15 protein-coding genes are annotated in these 15,780 nt (G+C 70.4%); 9 read left to right on the plus strand and 6 right to left on the minus strand.

Annotated elements, in window-relative coordinates:
* Nucleotides 1–65: 65 nt before the first annotated feature.
* The 4 genes from TR33_RS18425 (at nucleotide 66) to TR33_RS18440 (ending at nucleotide 5,973) form a co-directional block, all read left to right on the plus strand.
* The gene (locus tag TR33_RS18425; RefSeq protein WP_042284426.1) at nucleotides 66–2,000 is read left to right on the plus strand and encodes a methylmalonyl-CoA mutase family protein; all 1,935 of its coding nucleotides are present in this window, start codon (nucleotides 66–68) and stop codon (nucleotides 1,998–2,000) included.
* Nucleotides 1,997–4,231, plus strand: coding sequence for a methylmalonyl-CoA mutase (gene scpA / locus TR33_RS18430; protein WP_042284429.1), 2,235 nt, complete (start codon nucleotides 1,997–1,999; stop codon nucleotides 4,229–4,231). The genes TR33_RS18425 and scpA overlap by 4 nt, the downstream gene beginning before the upstream one ends.
* Nucleotides 4,228–5,292, plus strand: a complete 1,065-nt coding sequence (meaB, locus tag TR33_RS18435) for a methylmalonyl Co-A mutase-associated GTPase MeaB (protein ID WP_026124721.1) — start codon at nucleotides 4,228–4,230, stop codon at nucleotides 5,290–5,292. Before scpA ends, meaB begins: the two co-directional genes overlap by 4 nt.
* A gap of 309 nt (nucleotides 5,293–5,601) precedes the next feature.
* Nucleotides 5,602–5,973 carry an STAS domain-containing protein gene (locus TR33_RS18440; protein ID WP_026124722.1) on the plus strand — a complete coding sequence of 124 codons (372 nt, stop codon included), beginning with the start codon at nucleotides 5,602–5,604 and terminating at the stop codon, nucleotides 5,971–5,973.
* A 145-nt stretch (nucleotides 5,974–6,118) separates the two neighbouring features.
* Here the strand turns inward: TR33_RS18440 and TR33_RS27435 are convergent, their stop codons facing one another.
* Together TR33_RS27435 and TR33_RS18450 are read right to left on the minus strand one after the other, a co-directional pair.
* Nucleotides 6,119–6,661, minus strand: a complete 543-nt coding sequence (locus TR33_RS27435) for a hypothetical protein (protein WP_052358196.1) — start codon at nucleotides 6,659–6,661, stop codon at nucleotides 6,119–6,121.
* Nucleotides 6,661–6,975, minus strand: coding sequence for a hypothetical protein (locus tag TR33_RS18450; protein WP_014911351.1), 315 nt, complete (start codon nucleotides 6,973–6,975; stop codon nucleotides 6,661–6,663). The genes TR33_RS27435 and TR33_RS18450 overlap by 1 nt, the downstream gene beginning before the upstream one ends.
* 110 nt (nucleotides 6,976–7,085) lie before the next feature.
* On the opposite strand from TR33_RS18450, the gene TR33_RS18455 reads away from it, so the two are divergent.
* From TR33_RS18455 to TR33_RS18465, 3 genes are all read left to right on the plus strand, one after another.
* The gene (locus TR33_RS18455) at nucleotides 7,086–7,706 is read left to right on the plus strand and encodes a hypothetical protein (protein ID WP_042284430.1); all 621 of its coding nucleotides are present in this window, start codon (nucleotides 7,086–7,088) and stop codon (nucleotides 7,704–7,706) included.
* A 67-nt stretch (nucleotides 7,707–7,773) separates the two neighbouring features.
* Nucleotides 7,774–8,355: a GNAT family N-acetyltransferase gene (locus tag TR33_RS18460; RefSeq protein ID WP_199806157.1), complete on the plus strand. Its 582-nt coding sequence runs from the start codon at nucleotides 7,774–7,776 to the stop codon at nucleotides 8,353–8,355.
* A gap of 31 nt (nucleotides 8,356–8,386) precedes the next feature.
* A complete protein-coding gene (locus TR33_RS18465; RefSeq protein WP_014913320.1) occupies nucleotides 8,387–8,854 on the plus strand; it encodes an NUDIX hydrolase in 468 nt (155 codons plus the stop codon).
* 88 nt (nucleotides 8,855–8,942) lie between these two features.
* Here the strand turns inward: TR33_RS18465 and TR33_RS18470 are convergent, their stop codons facing one another.
* The 3 genes from TR33_RS18470 to TR33_RS18480 form a co-directional block, all read right to left on the minus strand.
* A complete protein-coding gene (locus TR33_RS18470; protein WP_014910526.1) occupies nucleotides 8,943–9,203 on the minus strand; it encodes a DUF6504 family protein in 261 nt (86 codons plus the stop codon).
* Nucleotides 9,204–9,331: 128 nt separating this feature from the next.
* Nucleotides 9,332–10,174 (minus strand): M48 family metallopeptidase, encoded by an 843-nt coding sequence (locus TR33_RS18475; RefSeq protein ID WP_017533097.1) that lies wholly within the window; start codon nucleotides 10,172–10,174, stop codon nucleotides 9,332–9,334.
* A gap of 106 nt (nucleotides 10,175–10,280) precedes the next feature.
* Nucleotides 10,281–10,946 (minus strand): DivIVA domain-containing protein, encoded by a 666-nt coding sequence (locus TR33_RS18480; protein ID WP_042284436.1) that lies wholly within the window; start codon nucleotides 10,944–10,946, stop codon nucleotides 10,281–10,283.
* A 626-nt stretch (nucleotides 10,947–11,572) separates the two neighbouring features.
* On the opposite strand from TR33_RS18480, the gene TR33_RS18485 reads away from it, so the two are divergent.
* Nucleotides 11,573–12,862: a hypothetical protein gene (locus tag TR33_RS18485; RefSeq protein WP_026124725.1), complete on the plus strand. Its 1,290-nt coding sequence runs from the start codon at nucleotides 11,573–11,575 to the stop codon at nucleotides 12,860–12,862.
* Nucleotides 12,863–12,964: 102 nt separating this feature from the next.
* On the opposite strand, the gene TR33_RS18490 is transcribed toward TR33_RS18485, so the two are convergent.
* The gene (locus tag TR33_RS18490) at nucleotides 12,965–13,846 is read right to left on the minus strand and encodes an N-acetylmuramoyl-L-alanine amidase (protein ID WP_042284439.1); all 882 of its coding nucleotides are present in this window, start codon (nucleotides 13,844–13,846) and stop codon (nucleotides 12,965–12,967) included.
* 568 nt (nucleotides 13,847–14,414) lie between these two features.
* Between TR33_RS18490 and TR33_RS18495 the strand changes: the two genes are divergently transcribed.
* The gene (locus TR33_RS18495; RefSeq protein ID WP_017533100.1) at nucleotides 14,415–15,536 is read left to right on the plus strand and encodes a hypothetical protein; all 1,122 of its coding nucleotides are present in this window, start codon (nucleotides 14,415–14,417) and stop codon (nucleotides 15,534–15,536) included.
* Nucleotides 15,537–15,780 lie beyond the last annotated feature (244 nt).

The following is a 15,780-nucleotide window of genomic DNA, read 5'->3' on the forward strand; positions in this document are numbered from 1 at the left end:
CCCGTGTGTCGTACGCCGCACCCCGACGTACCGGAACCGAGCGCGATTCTCTACCATCTCGAAGTATGGACGTCCCAGAGAGCGGGTCCGCCGAGGCCCTCGACCCGGCGGAGGGCTTCGCCCCGGCCACCCGTGAGCGGTGGCGCGAGCTCGTCGCGGGTGTGCTGCGCAAGAGCGGGGTGGCCGAGGAACGGCTCGCCGACACCCCGGAGTCGGTGCTGAACACCCCCACCCTGGACGGGTTCGACATCGAACCCCTCTACACCTCCTCTCCTCCGGCGGCCGATCCCGGCTTTCCCGGGATCGCCCCCTTCACCCGCGGTCACCGGCCCGGCGGCGGGGTCCTGGAGGGATGGGACATCCGGGCCCGGCACACCGACCCCGACCCGGCCGTGCTCCGCCGTCGCGCGCACGACGACCTGATGAACGGTGTGGGATCCCTGTGGATCCACGTGGGCGGAGCGGGGCTGCCGGTCTCCGGCCTGGCCGAGGCCCTCACCGACGTCCACCTGGACCTGGCCCCGGTCGTCCTGAGCGCCGCCGGCCCGCAGGCCCTGGAAGCGGCCACGGCCCTGCTCGGCGTCCACGCCGACGCCGGTGTGCCCGACGGTCGGGTCATCTCCCACCTGGGGCTGGACCCGCTCTCGACGGCGGCTCTGGCCGGGGAGCACCCCGAGGTCGCCGACGCCGCCCGTTTCGCCGCCGAACACGCCGCGCGCTTCGCCCACCTGGGGTTGTTCGTCGCCGACGGCACCCTGGTGCACAACGCGGGCGGGTCGGTCTCCCAGGAGATCGGCGCGGCCGTCGCCGCAGGCACCGCCTACCTGCGGGCGCTCGTCGAAGCCGGGGTCGACGTCGCCGACGCCGCCGGTCGGATCGAGTTCCGGCTGGCCGCCGACGCCGACCAGTTCTCCGTCATCGCCAAGCTTCGCACCGTCCGCGCCATGTGGAACCAGATCCTGGAGGCCTCGGGCGTGCCCGCCGACCGTCGGGGGACGCGTGTGCACGCCACCACCTCCGAGGCGATGCTCACCCGCCGCGACCCGCACGTGAACATGCTCCGCGCCACCGTGGCCTGCTTCGCGGCCGGGGTCGGCGGGGCCGACGCGGTCACCGTCGCGCCCTTCGACTCGGCGGTCGGTCGCCCCGACGACTTCGCCCGCCGGATCGCCCGCAACACCCAGTCGATGCTGATCGAGGAGTCCCACCTGGCCAGGGTCATCGACCCGGCGGGCGGCTCCTTCTACGTGGAGTCGCTCACCGCCGACCTCTACCGGACCGGCTGGGAGTTCTTCCGAACCCTGGAACGCGCCGGAGGCATCGCCTCGGCGATCGTGGACGGCACCCTGCTCGCCGAGGTGGACCGGGTGTGGGAGCGCCGTCGTGAGGCCCTGGCGACCCGTGCCGCCCCGCTCACCGGTCTGAGCGAGTTCCCGAACCCGGACGAGACGCCGCTGGAACGCGACCCCGACCCCGTGGCCTCCCCGGCCCCGGTTCCGGGCGGTTTCCCGGTGCGCCGCCGCGGCCGGGACTACGAGGCCCTGCGCGACCGCTCCGACGCCTGGACGGAGCGGACCGGGGGCCGGCCCACCGCCTTCCTGGCCACGCTGGGGCCGGTGGCCGCGCACACCGCCCGGGCCTCCTTCGCCACCAACCTCCTGGCCGCCGGCGGGATCGCCGCCGCCACGCCCGGACCGCTGGAGAACGCCGACACGGCGGTGACGGCCTTCGCCGACTCCGGACACCGCGTCGTGGTGATCTGTTCCTCCGACGCCCTCTACGCCGAGCACGCCGAGACGCTCGCCCGTGCCCTGAAGGGCGCGGGGGCCCGCCGGGTGATCCTGGCCGGGGCGCCCCGCGACGCCTACCGTGAGGCCGGCGTGGACTCCTTCGCGTTCAAGGGCGGCGACGCCGTCGCCCTGCTCACCGATCTGCTCGACGTCCTCACCATCGAACCGCCGAGCGTCACGACCGACTCCGTACAGGGGGAGAGCGCATGATCCCCGACTTCTCCGACGTTCCGGCCCGCCCGCCCGCCTTCACCGGCCCGGCCGAGAAGGGCGAGGCCGACTGGCGACGCGCATTGGAGGAGGCGACCGGCAAGGCCGCCGACGCCCTGGAGTGGGAGACCCCCGAAGGGATCGGGGTCAAGCCGCTGTACACACCCGCCGACCGGGCCGGGCTGGACTTCGTGGACGGTCTTCCGGGGATCCCGCCCTACCTGCGCGGCCCCTATCCGACCATGTACGTCAACCAGCCCTGGACGATCCGCCAGTACGCCGGGTTCTCCACGGCGGAGGAGTCCAACGCCTTCTACCGGCGCAACCTGGCCGCCGGACAGAAGGGGCTGTCGGTCGCCTTCGATCTGGCCACCCACCGGGGCTACGACTCCGACCACCCGCGTGTGGCCGGCGACGTCGGCATGGCGGGCGTGGCCATCGACTCCATCTACGACATGCGGCAGTTGTTCGACGGCATCCCGTTGGACCGGATGAGCGTGTCCATGACCATGAACGGCGCCGTGCTGCCGGTTCTGGCCCTGTACATCGTCGCGGCGGAGGAACAGGGCGTTCCCCCCGAGAAGCTGTCGGGGACCATCCAGAACGACATCCTCAAGGAGTTCATGGTCCGCAACACCTACATCTATCCGCCCGAGTCGTCGATGCGGATCATCTCCGACATCTTCGCCTACACCTCTCGGCGGATGCCGCGCTTCAACTCCATCTCGATCTCCGGCTACCACATGCAGGAGGCCGGGGCCACAGCCGACCTGGAGCTGGCCTACACCCTGGCCGACGGGGTCGAGTACATCCGGGCCGGGCAGCGTTCGGGGCTGGACGTGGACGTGTTCGCGCCTCGCCTGTCGTTCTTCTGGGCGATCGGCATGAACTTCTTCATGGAGGTCGCCAAACTGCGGGCCGCCCGCCTGTTGTGGGCGCGGCTGGTCAGGGACCTGGGCGCGGCCGAGGACAAGTCGTTGAGCCTGCGCACCCACTCCCAGACCTCGGGATGGTCGCTGACGGCCCAGGACGTGTTCAACAACGTGGCCCGCACCTGTGTGGAGGCGATGGCCGCCACCCAGGGGCACACCCAGTCGTTGCACACCAACGCCCTCGACGAGGCGCTGGCGCTGCCCACCGACTTCTCCGCCCGCATCGCCCGCAACACCCAGCTGCTGTTGCAACAGGAGTCGGGCACCACCCGTGTCGTCGACCCTTGGGGCGGCAGCTACTACGTGGAGAGCCTCACCCGGAGCCTGGCGGCCAAGGCGTGGTCGCACATCCAGGAGGTGGAGGCGGCCGGCGGTATGGCCGCGGCGATCGACGCCGGTCTGCCCAAGATGCGGATCGAGGAGGCCGCCGCCCGTACCCAGGCGCGGATCGACTCGGGGCGTCAGCCGGTGATCGGGGTCAACAAGTACCGTCCCGACGGCCTCGACGAGATCGAGGTCCTCAAGGTCGACAACTCCCGTGTGCGGGCCCAGCAGTTGGAGAAGCTGGCCCGTCTGCGCGCCGAACGGGACGAGGAACGGGTGCGTTCGGCCCTGGACGCCCTCACCCGGGCCGCCGAGGGCGAGTCCAGGACCGACGAGGCGCTGACCGGCAACCTGCTGGCGGCCGCCGTCGACGCGGCCCGGGCCAAGGCCACGGTCGGGGAGATCTCCGACGCGATGGAGCGGGTGTTCGGCCGTCACTCCGGTCAGATCCGTACCATCCAGGGTGTGTACAAGGACGAGGCCGCGGGCAACGAGAACGCCGCCGACCTGATGGAGCGGGTGACGCGCCGGGTCGAGGAGTTCGCCGAGGCGGAGGGGCGCAACCCCCGCATCCTGGTGGCGAAGATGGGTCAGGACGGTCACGACCGGGGCCAGAAGGTCATCGCGACCGCGTTCGCGGACCTGGGCTTCGACGTCGACGTGGGTCCGCTCTTCCAGACCCCGGCCGAGGTCGCGGCGCAGGCGGTGGAGGCCGACGTGCACGTGGTCGGGGTGTCCTCGCTGGCCGCGGGGCACCTGACACTGGTGCCCGCGTTGCGCGAGGAGCTGGCCGGGCTGGGCAGGGAGGACATCATGATCGTGGTGGGCGGGGTGATCCCTCCCGGGGACTTCGCCGAGCTGCGCGAGGCCGGGGCGGCGGCGATCTTCCCGCCCGGTACGGTGATCGCCGAGGCCGCCATCGATCTGCTCGACCAGTTGGAGGAGCGGGTGGACCCGGACCTGGAAGGGGAGTGAGCGTGACGGCGCGCAGGAGGCGCTCGGTGGACGTGGACGCCCTGGCCGAGGGGGTCCTGTCCGGGCACCGGCCGACCCTGGCCAGGGCGATCACCCTGGTCGAGTCGCGCAGGCCGGACCACGCGCGCGCCGCCCAGGAACTCCTGGTGCGGTTGCTGCCGCACACCGGCAAGGCCCAGAGGGTGGGGATCACCGGGGTCCCGGGGGTCGGGAAGTCCACCTTCATCGACGCGCTCGGCACCCGGCTCACCTCCAGAGGGCACCGGGTCGCGGTGCTGGCGGTCGATCCCTCCTCGACCCGGACGGGCGGGAGCATCCTCGGGGACAAGACGCGTATGGCGGCCCTGGCGGTGGATCCGAACGCCTTCATCCGACCCTCTCCCACGGCGGGCACTCTGGGAGGGGTGGCCCGGGCGACCCGGGAGACCATGCTGCTGATGGAGGCGGCCGGGTTCGACGTGATCCTGGTGGAGACCGTCGGCGTCGGCCAGTCCGAGGTCACGGTCGCGGCGATGGTCGACTGCTTCCTCTTCCTCACACTGGCCCGCACCGGCGACCAGCTCCAGGGCATCAAGAAGGGCGTCCTGGAACTGGTGGACGTCGTGGCGGTGAACAAGGCCGACGGTCCGCACGCCGCCGACGCGAGGAAGGCCGCCCGGGAACTCTCCCGGGCCCTGCGGCTGCTGCGGCCGGTCCACCCCGAATGGCGTCCTCCCGTGCTGACCTGTAGCGGTATGACCGGGGACGGGTTGGACGAGGTGTGGGACACGGTGGTCGAGCACCGCGCGGTGCTGGAACGCGACGGGTCCCTGGCCGAGCGGCGCAGCGCCCAGGGCGTGGACTGGATGTGGGATCAGGTGCGAGACCGGCTCATGGACACGTTCCTGAGGGACGCGACCGTGGCCGATCTCATCCCCGACATGGAGAGCAGGGTCCGTTCGGGCGATACGACGGCCACACTGGCCGCCGGAGCCTTATTGGATTCCTTCACTCAGAGTGAGGGTCGGCGAGAAGGGCGAAGGGAACGTGAACGCCCTGAAGGAGACACCGGGGACCTCTGAGGAACATCGGACAACGCCGGTTCCGATGTCGTGAAATGACACAGTGTGATCGGGAGATATCGGGCCGCTCGACCGGGGTTCGCGCCCATGAGGCGAAAATTTCTTGTCCGATGGCATTCCCGTGACGGCGGTTCGCTTATACCGTGTGTGTCCAACGACTTACCAGGCCGCACGGGCGCGCAGGCGTTCCCCTCACCGGACCGGCTTCGTGGGAGTGGAGCCGAGCCCGGTAGTCGTTCCCGGTCGGGCTGCGTATGGTTAAGCGAAGGGACCCCTCACCATCGGAACGTGGGGCCGGGAGGAGTGAACGTGCACAGGCTTGGACTGAGCACGCGGGTTGAAAGCCGCAGCGTGATCGTCGCGATCGAGGGAGAACTCGATATCGCGACCGCCGCCGACCTCCAGGAGCACATCAGGGCCACGATCGAGGACCACGGTCCGTGGTTGATCCTGGACCTGTCCACGCTGGACTTCATGGACTCCAGCGGGCTGAACGTCATCATCAACGCCTACAGGACCGTTCGCGAGCAGAACGGATCCCTGTCGTTGGCGGCTCTCAACGAACGCGTCACCAAGGTCGTCCGACTGGTCGGCCTGCACCGTCAGGTACCGGTCCACCAGACCGTCGCCACCGCCGTCGCGGCGATGGAGGCCCTGGAGGCCAAGCGTCAGGCGGGTTGACGCCTCGTCGATCGGCCCCCGAGTCCCCCCACCCCGGGACCGACAGCGGCCCCCGCGTGCCCTTGAGGTCACGGGGGGATAACGGTGTGTCCGGGTGGGGTCGTGCGAAGGACGACCCCACCCGGCGGCACCGCTCTCACGAACGTCACCGACCCGGTGGCGGGTTCTGTCCTGGGCGGGGTCGATGCGGCGGACCTCCGTGCGGCCCCTGAGCGGGCGGCGGCCCCTCGGGGAAGGGAGATCCTTGGGCCGGTGGTCCGGGGGGTCCGCCCTGCCCGGGTGGCGGCCCGTGGCCGGGGCCGTGACCCGGTGTCGGCCACTGAGGGCGCGGAGCCCGGGGGTCCGGCCCGTACGGGGGCCTGCGGCCGGGGGTGCCCGCGGACCTCGGACGGGAGACCTTGCGCAGCGCCACCAGCAGCAGGATCACCGGGAGGCCGTACGTGACCAGGGCCAGGAGGCTTCGTACGACACCGCCCACCGTCAGGGCGGTGATCGGGTCGGTCAGGGCCATGGCCACAGGGGTGATCCCCAGCGACAGCAAGGGGAGCACCATGATCAGGATCGCCGCGGTGCGCACCAGGCCGGCGGCACCGACGGCCCGTCCGGCGAGGACGAGAAGCGTCACCCCCAGCGCGATGGGCAACAGCAGGCCGGTGACCAGGCCGACGGCGGCGTAGGTTCCGAACATCAGCGTCCCTCCCGAACGGACTTGACGACGGCCGCTCCGAGCAGGGCCGGTCCGCCGAGGAGGCAGAGGGAGGCCGCGATGTTGAGGATCAGGTTCAACGCGCCCCCGTCCTGGGACAGGTCGATGATCGCCAGATGCACGGTCAGGGACCGGATCAACTCCATCAGGGCTCCCAGGCAGAACAGGAGGGCACCGGTCAGCGCGGGTCCTCTGCGGCCCGGCGGGGCCAGGGCGGTGAACACCACGAAGGCCACTCCGAGCACGAACAACAGACCGTAGGTGACGAGGGAACTGACGAGCAGGGTGATGAGCATGGGCCTCCCCAGGACGGCGGACCTTCCGACGTTACCCCTGACGCCCTCTCACGTTCTCGCCGGGAGGTCCGGCCGTACGGGCCATGCTCGATTCGAGTAGATTCGTCCGCATGAGCGAACCCGTCCCCCAGGGTGCCGACCGTCCCTTCGACGATCCCGGGCACGTGAAGGCCGTCCGCCGCCGAGGAGGGGCGCTCGGGGCGGGGATCGGCCTCCTCCTGTTCTCCGGGTTCGCCTTCGGTCTTCTCGGCGGAGTCGGCGAGGACCCGTGGTCGGGCCTCCCCATCGGACTGCTCGTCTCGGGGTTCCTCGTGGCCACGGTGCTCGGTGCGGTGGTCGCCGCGCTGTTCCTCCTCTCGGCCCGCCGTCGGCCGCCGTGGTGGGTCGGGGCCACCCTTCTCGAGCGTCGGACGGTGCAACGGGTGCTCTGGACGGGCGAGCTCTCCGGAGCCCTGGAAACGGACCGTCGTGCCCTGCTCTACGCCGCGTCGATCCGAAGGCGCGGACCGTGGCCCCTCGTCCTCCTCGGTCTTCTCATGATCTCGGGGGTGGTGGCGGCGCTCTCGCCGGCCGAGGGGCCCTACGGTGAGCAGGGGTGGTCCACCGCCTCCGCGGGTCTTCTGTGGTTCGCCGGACTCCCGGCCCTCGGTGGGGCCTTCGTCCTGGTGATGGGCGCACGTGAACTCCGACGGGCGCGGACCCTTCTGGAACGCCACGGGGACGGGGCCTGAGTTCCTCCCCGGGACGCGGAGGGAAAACCCGTTGTCCCCGGTCGGGCACGCTGCTTGAATGCGATCCATGATCCCCGTCGACGCCCTTCGCGACCAGCCCGTTCTTCTCGGACGCGGTGTCCGCCTCGTCCCTCTCGACGCCGACAACGCCGATCCCTTCATCGCCTCGCTTCTCGACATGGATCCCGAGGTCCGGCGGATGACCGGCACCCACAAGCGGTTCACCGAGGAGGAGCTGCGCGCCTTCGCCGCGAGCAGGCCGGACCGGCACGACCGGGCCGACTGGCTGATCCACGACCGTGACACCGGGGCCTACGTCGGTGAGTGCGCGCTCATCGACCTGGACCCCGACAACGCCGAGATGCACTACCGGGTCTCTCTGAACGGTCTCGCCGTCACGGGGAAGGGGTACGGCACCGCCGCCACCGACGCGGTCCTGGAGTACGCCTTCGAGACGGTCGGACTGCACCGGGTCGCGCTGGAGGTGTTCGACTTCAACACCCGCGCGCGGCGCTCCTACGAGAAGTCGGGGTTCGTACGCGAGGGCGTCTGGCGCGGGCACCTGAGGTGGGACGGCGCGTGGCACGACGCGATCCTGATGTCGATCCTCGACGACGAGTACCGGGCCTCGCGCGCGGCGCGGGGCTGAGACCGGCCCCTTCCGGCGCTACCGTCGGAGCATGGTTCCCGACTTTCTCCTGCGGTTGCGCGAACACGTGGGTCACGGCCTTCTGCCCCTGGTGGGCGTGACCGCCGTGGTGCTCGACGACGACGGCGCGGTGTTGCTGCACCGGCGCTCGGACGACGGCCGCTGGGCCACCCCCGGAGGCATTCTCGAACCGGGGGAACAGCCGGCTCGGGCCGTGGTCCGGGAGGTCCGCGAGGAGACCGGGGTGGAGGTGCGGGTGGAGCGATTGGCCACCGTGATTGCGCAGGAGCCGTACACCTACCCCAACGGCGACCGGGTGCAGTTCCTCGATCTGGCCTTCCGCTGCCGGCCGATCGGAGGTGAGCCCAGGGTCGACGGGGACGAGAGTCTGGAAGTGGCCTGGTTCGCCCCGGAGGAGATGCCGCGGATGGCCGAGCGCATCCTCGAACGGATCCGTCACGCGCGTGAGCGCGAAGGGGCGCCCTACTTCCCGCTCTGAGCCTTCTCGGCGCCGAGGGCGTGGTCTCGGGGACGGAGGTCGACGCCCGTCGGAAACGTTCCGACGGGCGCCCATCGCGGTCGTGCGGTCAGTTCCACTGCCGACGCATCGTCCAACGGTCCGAGGCGTCGTCCCGGGAGATGTCGATGATGCTCGGCTCGCCCGACTCCGACTCCGCGGAGACTCGGAGCAGATGTATTCGAGTGGCCGGTACCCCGGGGGCCTCGGCGCGGGCGGGCCAGTCGCCGATGATTCTGCGCACCCGGAAGGTGTGTCCTCGCCAGATGAACTGCGCGGGGTTCCCACCATCGGTGGAACGTACGTCGATCTGTTCGTTCAGAAGACTCACTATGACAGCCTATCGAACACGTGTTCGAGAGAGTCGACTCTCTCGGAGGGTCGCGAACACCCTAGGGGTACGAGGGCGCGGAGCGCAGTTCGGCGCGCGGGAGGAAGGGGTCGGATCGGTCGAACGGTTCAGAGGAACACGCGGCCGCGCCGGCCCCGGTCCCGTAGGGCGGCCATGCGCCTGACGTTGCTCGGTCGCCGGGAGAGCAGGTGGTAGAGGGAGAGCGACACGCCGCGCTCGCCGGTGGCCCTGGCGGCCATCTCGCCCAGGTTCACCCGGGTGTACAGCTCGGCGCCGCCCGCGAACAGACGTACCGCGTGGGCGCCCTCGGGGGCCTGCGCCAGCGCGTGGTCGTCGGCCGTGTACTCGCGGACCCGGGCCAGCGCCGCGCCCAGGCCGGGGACGAGCTCGGCCCCCAGGGTCGCCAGGCGCTGCCAGTAGCCCGTGTGGCCCGCGGCGATGTGCCCGATCTGGTGGGCGACCAGGAAGGCCAGGGCGTCCGGGTCGCGGAGCCGCCCCTCTCCGTCGAACATCGCGCCGGGCAGGATCAGATAACGGCGCAGCCCGTGCGCCGCCGCGTCGAGGCTCGCCGAGGGTGTACCGATCCTGACGTAGGCCTCCGGAGCCCGGGTCAGACCGGTCTCGGCGGACAGGGTCATGACGAGACGGTAGGCCTCGGGGAACTGGGTGGGGGAGATCCGCACCGACTCGGCGCGTTCTCGCGCGTACCTGAGCCCGCGCGCCCACCAGCACCCCAGAGGCACCGACACCGCGAGGATCGGGATCCACGGGGAGGTGCCGGACACCGTCCACAGAAGGCGGAGCAGAACGGCGGCCAGGAGCAGCGACACCAGTACGCACAGGAGGAACAAGGGTCTCTCCCAGGGATGCCCGGGAGGCGGGACGATCTCCGCGTCCGTGTCCTCGATGTACGCGTCCCGGATGTACCCGTGCGGGCGAGTGTGCGTCATGCTGCTCCCCTCGGGCCACCGGAGGCGTGGGATGGCTACTCTCTGTGCCTAAATATTACTTTCTGCTTCCCTTTTCGCGGGGTGATGGCGCCGGCGTGTTCCCGGTTCAGGGGTGCTCGTAGCGGCGCAGCTCGTCGGCGAGCGCGTCCAGGAACCGGTCGACCTGCGCGGGGTCGTATCCGGGGCGGGCGCGGGTCGTGGCGAACTGCACCCGCTCCACCTCGGCCGAGGTCAGGGTGGCCCGGTCGGTTCTGCCCTGGAGGAGGACCCCCAGGGTGTGCTCGGCGCGGTCCAGGAAGTCGTCCACCTCCTGCTCGTTGTAGCCGGTGGTCAGGCGGGTGGTGGCGAACCGTGAGTTGCGGATGTCCTCCGGGGTCATCCGGGGGGTCGCGCCGGGCGCTCCATGGGCTCCGGGAAGGCCGGGCGGCATGGGGTGTCCCGGCACGCTCTGGCCGGGGCGCGGCGGCAGCGGGGGCGGTACGACCTGGCCCAGACCGCGGCCGGCGAGTTCGGCGGCGACGACGTCGAGGAAGTCGTCGACCTCGTCCTCTCGGTATCCCGGACTCATGCGGGTGGTGCGGAAGCGGGAGTTGCGGATCTCCTCGGCGGTGATCAGGGCACCGCGGCGCGGACCGCCCTCCAGGGCGATGAGGGTCTCCTCGATGCGGTCGAGGAGGGCGTCCACGTCCTCCTCGTTGTAACCCGGGCGTAGACGCACCGTGTGGAACTTCTTGTTGCGGATGTCCGCCGGTGTCAGAGGCATGGTCCCCATTGTGCAGTTCATGAGGTTCGAAGGGGTGTCGTCACGGGCTCATCCGTGACGCGATTTCGTGGAGGCCGGGCGTGGAGGGGGTGGGCCGGGCCCCGACATGAGGTTCACGGTGTGTCCCGCGCCACGGTGAGGCCCGTCCGTGGCCGACTTCGGACAGGCGGTCGGTATCCGTTCGCGATGACCTCGGAACGGTGGCCGTGAAGCGCTCTCCACCTGCGCGTCTTCCTTATAAGACGCATGTATCCGAGTTCGGTTTACCTTGATCGAAAAGAATGACGGAATCCATTAGTATCGATTACTCATGGTCGCGAAAGCCATTCTCTGTGATTCTTTCGATACATCCGATTCGGGTTATTCGACCCGGCGGCCGTGTACTGTTGCGGTCAGGCGGTCGAAGAGAGGAATCGGCCCCCGGCCCTTTCACTCGGTGGAACGCACTCGGTGGAACGCGGCCGTTGCGGCCACTTCATCGCCCCGATCCTCGGGCCTTCGCGCTCTAGAGGACGTCCCCCACAAACGCCCCTGGCCATGATCTTCGAGAACTCCCGCACCTCGTGAAATTCTGCGGCAACGACCGCGGCCAGGACCGGAAGCATTCGATTCCGGATGACTCGAAGAGGATTCTCGTGAAGAACTCTCCCCGAATCCATGCTCGCCGCGTGCTCCAAGGCGGCGCGGCCTTCGTCGCCTTCGGCGCCCTCGGCCTCGCCTCGGCCATGCCGGCCCACGCCGACACCTATGGCTGGGGTTACGCCTCCGCTCTCGGTGGTGGCGATGGGACCGTCGCGCAGACGCCCATCACCCAGGGCGACTCGGTCTCCGAGTCGTTCTCGACCGGTATCGGCGACTGGCTGACGGTCCAGGGCACCACCACCGCCAAGGTCGACGCCCAGGGCGCCAGCGCCACCACGGTCATCGATCGGGCCGACATCCTCATCACCGTCGAGAACATCGAGGACATCCTCGACCCCGAGGATGACGAGGATGACGACGACGAGGACGAGCCCGAGGACGACACCGAGGACGACGACACCGACGAGGACGGTGACGACGAGTCCGAGGACGAGGACCCGGACCAGGGAGAGGACGACGGCTCCCAGGGTGGTGACGAGGGCGGCTCCGAGGGCGAGAACGGCTCCGGTGGCGGCGAGGACGGCACCGGCACCGTTCCCGGCGACGGGGGCGAGAACGGCTCCGGTGGCGGCGAGGCCCCGAACGAGAACGTCGAGGACGACGACGAAGGCCTCCCCGGCTCCGGCGAGGAGTCCCCGGGCGGGGACGACGAGGAGAAGGTCACCACCGACTCCGCCGACGTCATCGTGCTGGACGAGGAGAACTCCGACCTCGTCGACGGTTCCTCCACCGTCATCATTGAGGGCACCATCACCGGCATCAGCGTCACCACCACCCAGAGCTGGGACGGCGAGGTCACCCACAACGTCGACGCGGGCAGGTTCGACACGGCCCCGGTCCTCTACTCCTCCGAGGACGGCGACGAGGTCGAGCTGACCCTCCAGCCGGCCGTCAGCGAGGGCGTCGTCACGACCGAGGCCGGAGGCTTCGTCTGGAACGACGCCTACACCCTCCTGTACATGAACTTCCTCATCGACGACGAGTTCATCAACGGCTATTCGATCGCCGAGAGCTTCGCGGGCATCACCACCGGCGTGATCGACGACGGTCAGGGCGGCGAGGGTGGCGAGGGCGGCGACACCTCCAAGACCCCGACCGGCGACCGTGACCCGAGCACGCTGCCCAAGACCGAGGCGCGCGGCTCGGAGCCGCTGGCCCAGACCGGTACCCCGCTGCTCGGCCTGATCGCCGCCGGTGCCGCGATCACCGCCGGCGGTGGCGCCGCCGCCTTCCTGGCCCGCCGTAAGAAGAACACCGAGGCCGTCGCGACCGACGAGGGCTGATCCGAACCGTCGTCGACGGGGCCGTGAGACGCCGATCGACACCGAGACGGTGAAGGGCCCCGGGGAGATCTCCCCGGGGCCCTCGCGCGTTCTCGATACCCGTCAGCCGCGCATCAGGTAGGCGGCCATGCCTCGGGCGATGGCGTCGGCGGCCCGCTCCCGCCACTCGGGGTCCTCCAGCAGAGCGGCGTCCTCCGGGTTGCGCATGTTCCCGGCCTCGAGGAACACCTTCGGCACGGTGGACAGGTTCAGCCCGCCCAGGTCGGTGCGCTCGTCCAGGCCCTCATCGGCGAGGTAGTCCGCGTAGGGGACGTCGCCGCCCTCCAGGTATTCGCGACGGATGTCCTCGGCCAGCAGGGCCGAGGGCTCCACGATCTCCTCGGTGAGCCCCGGGATCTCTCCGGGGGTGATGATGTGGAAGCCGCGCCCCGACTCGGGGCCGCCGTCGGCGTGGATGGACAGGGCGGCGTCGGCCTCGTTCTCGTTGCCGATCTCGGCCCGCTCGTCGACACAGGGGCCGACGCCCTCGTTGTCCTCCCGTGTGAGGATCACCGTCACCCCGTCCGCCTCCAGACGCTCCTTGACGAGGAGGGACAGGTCCCAGTTGAACTCGTGTTCGGCGTAGCCGTTCACGCTCTCGGCGCCCACGGTGTCGCAGGCCTTCTCCCCGTTGCCGGCGGGGACCTGGGCGTTGATCTCGCTCGGGGCATCGGCGTTGCCGCCGTTGTGGCCGGGGTCGATCACCACGATCCGGTCTCCCAGGGGGCCGTCGCCCCGGGGCGCGGAGGAGTCCTCTCCGCCGTCGGCGCCGTCTCCTCCGCCCTCGCCGTCCTCGGGGCCGGGGAGGGGAGGGGCGGCCGTGGGGTCGCCGTTCGGGGCGCCGCCCGGCGCGGAGCAGGCCGTGGTCCACAGCGCCGCGAGTGCGAGCAGGGTCAGGGCGCGAACGGCGCGGCTCGGGCGCCCTGAGGGTGTGGAGTCGAGCATGTTCCACAACCTAGCCGTTGGACACGACCCCGCCGTACCTACACGAAGGCGGAGAAAACGCACATGTAGAACAGTCGACCGGGGGGTGGGGGCGTGAAATCGCCCTGATCGGCGGTGGACGTTCCGTGCTCGTCCTCCCTTTCCGTGATGTTCGGGACGGTGTCGGAGAGTGGCCCACGAAGGGTGCGGTCTCGGGCATCACCACGACTCGTCCGTACTGTCCGTACGGACCATCTGTGCTGCTGGGAAAGCAGGGACTGGTGGGGAGAGAGGGGCAACTCTCCGCAGGTCACAGGGATCATCGAAGAGAAAAGGTCGCGCTGGGCGACAGGGCCGCCGCCTCCGGAACGGTTTCCGTTTTGTGATCAAGGCGTTAGGCTCGACGTGTGGATCGCTCTGCGCACGGCGTCCCACACGATCGGTACCCGATCGGTCCGAGGACCGCTCCCGAACCATGAACACCGCGCCCGACCGACCCGATCGGTCGGAACACCCCGCGCCGTCGTCTCCGCGCCGGACGGGGCCGACCCCGCGGTCGGGCATCCCCCAGACACAACAGGAGTATGTGGTGACTCCCGCCGAACCATCCTTCCTCCGCCGTCTCCTCACCGGCGGAACCCTCCTCGTGGCGTTGGGTGCGCTCGGCGCGGTCTCCGTTCCCCACCAGGCCTCGGCCACCTCGCTCGTTCAGGCCGACGCACGTGCCTGGGTCGCCGACGGAGACCTGGTCACCGGCTACTCCGCCATGACCGGTTTCGGTGACGACGGCGAGGACCGGGCCGGCTCCGAGACCCTTCGCGGGCCGCTCGCCCGCTACGCCCGGATCCAGGGTGAGAGTCTCAGCGAGGTCGACCGGGAGTCCGGCGCGAGCGCCTGGTCTCGGGTCGACACGGCCGAGGTCCGCCTCGACGTCCCCGCCCTCGTCGCGCTCGGCATGATCGACCTGCCCGGGGTCCCCCTCGAAACGCCCGAGCCCCCCGCGGGCGCGGAGGATACCGCGCCCGCGGAGGAGCGAGGGACGGGCGAGCCCCCCGGCGCCACCTCCACGCCCCCTTCCGAGTCGGAGCCGGAAGGGGAGGAACCTCTCATCCTGGGCGAGAACGAGACCACGAACGTGCTCGCCGACGACAACGCGGTGGAGTTCACCGTGGCCGACGTGTACAGCAGTGCCGACGCCCGCTACGACGGGCGGACCCGCGCGGACCTGGAGTACGGGGAGTTGACGGCGTTCGGTCGAACGGTGCCCGACTTCGAGGATGAGTACGTGGCGGAGGAGGTCCTGGAGGTCTTCGACAAGAACGGTCGTGTGGTCGAGGAGGTCCCCGTCAGCGTCCGTTTCCTCCCGGACGAGGCCTCCTTCGACGACGAGCATGAGAAGGGCCGGGGGGAGGGGATCCGCTCCTCGCTCACCGTGTCGGTCCAGGTGGGGGACCCCGAGGACGAGAACGGGTTCGTGGTCGATTTCGCCGAGACCCGGGCGAGCGGCTTCGGCCGCGATGGCGTGTCGGGCGAGGAAGGGGTCGAGGAGGCCGGCGGACGGGAGGCCGCGTCGCCGCATCTGCTCGCGACCACGGGGGGTTCGATCGCGGCGCTGGTCACCGCGGCGGCGGTGACGGTCGGTGGTGGGACGGCCGCCACGTTCCTGGCGCGTAAGCGGACCACCGCGTTGGACGACCGGATCGAGGACTGAGCGGCGGTCCTTCCGGGCTCCGTGGTGCCGATCCGCCCGGGCGTGTTCCGGACAGAGGTGGTCCCTGGTTTCCGGTCAAGATGGGTCGAGCGCCGCTCGGCTCCGTTCCCGACTCGGGGTCGGTCGGGAACGGAGCGAGAGGCGTCCTTCTCGGCTGAGAGAAGGGCGGGTGGGTCACCCTGGCCGGATGACCCACCTGAATCCGTCATCGGTAGCCGGAGTACGTCCGGCCGCTCCCCCCGGA

The organism is Nocardiopsis alba (genome assembly GCF_000710955.1).
GTDB classification, from domain to species: domain Bacteria; phylum Actinomycetota; class Actinomycetes; order Streptosporangiales; family Streptosporangiaceae; genus Nocardiopsis; species Nocardiopsis alba.

Bases quoted from the DNA above. Each gene is read 5' to 3' on its own strand.
- TR33_RS18425 (WP_042284426.1), top strand. From the start codon at position 66: ATGGACGTCCCAGAGAGCGGGTCCGCCGAGGCCCTCGACCCGGCGGAG.
- TR33_RS18450 (WP_014911351.1), bottom strand. From the start codon at position 6,975: ATGCTCATCACCCTGCTCGTCAGTTCCCTCGTCACCTACGGTCTGTTG.
- TR33_RS18465 (WP_014913320.1), top strand. From the start codon at position 8,387: ATGGTTCCCGACTTTCTCCTGCGGTTGCGCGAACACGTGGGTCACGGC.
- TR33_RS18475 (WP_017533097.1), bottom strand. From the start codon at position 10,174: ATGACGCACACTCGCCCGCACGGGTACATCCGGGACGCGTACATCGAG.
- TR33_RS18460 (WP_199806157.1), top strand. From the start codon at position 7,774: ATGATCCCCGTCGACGCCCTTCGCGACCAGCCCGTTCTTCTCGGACGC.
- TR33_RS18490 (WP_042284439.1), bottom strand. From the start codon at position 13,846: ATGCTCGACTCCACACCCTCAGGGCGCCCGAGCCGCGCCGTTCGCGCC.
- scpA (WP_042284429.1), top strand. From the start codon at position 1,997: ATGATCCCCGACTTCTCCGACGTTCCGGCCCGCCCGCCCGCCTTCACC.
- TR33_RS27435 (WP_052358196.1), bottom strand. From the start codon at position 6,661: ATGTTCGGAACCTACGCCGCCGTCGGCCTGGTCACCGGCCTGCTGTTG.
- TR33_RS18455 (WP_042284430.1), top strand. From the start codon at position 7,086: ATGAGCGAACCCGTCCCCCAGGGTGCCGACCGTCCCTTCGACGATCCC.
- TR33_RS18480 (WP_042284436.1), bottom strand. From the start codon at position 10,946: ATGGGGACCATGCCTCTGACACCGGCGGACATCCGCAACAAGAAGTTC.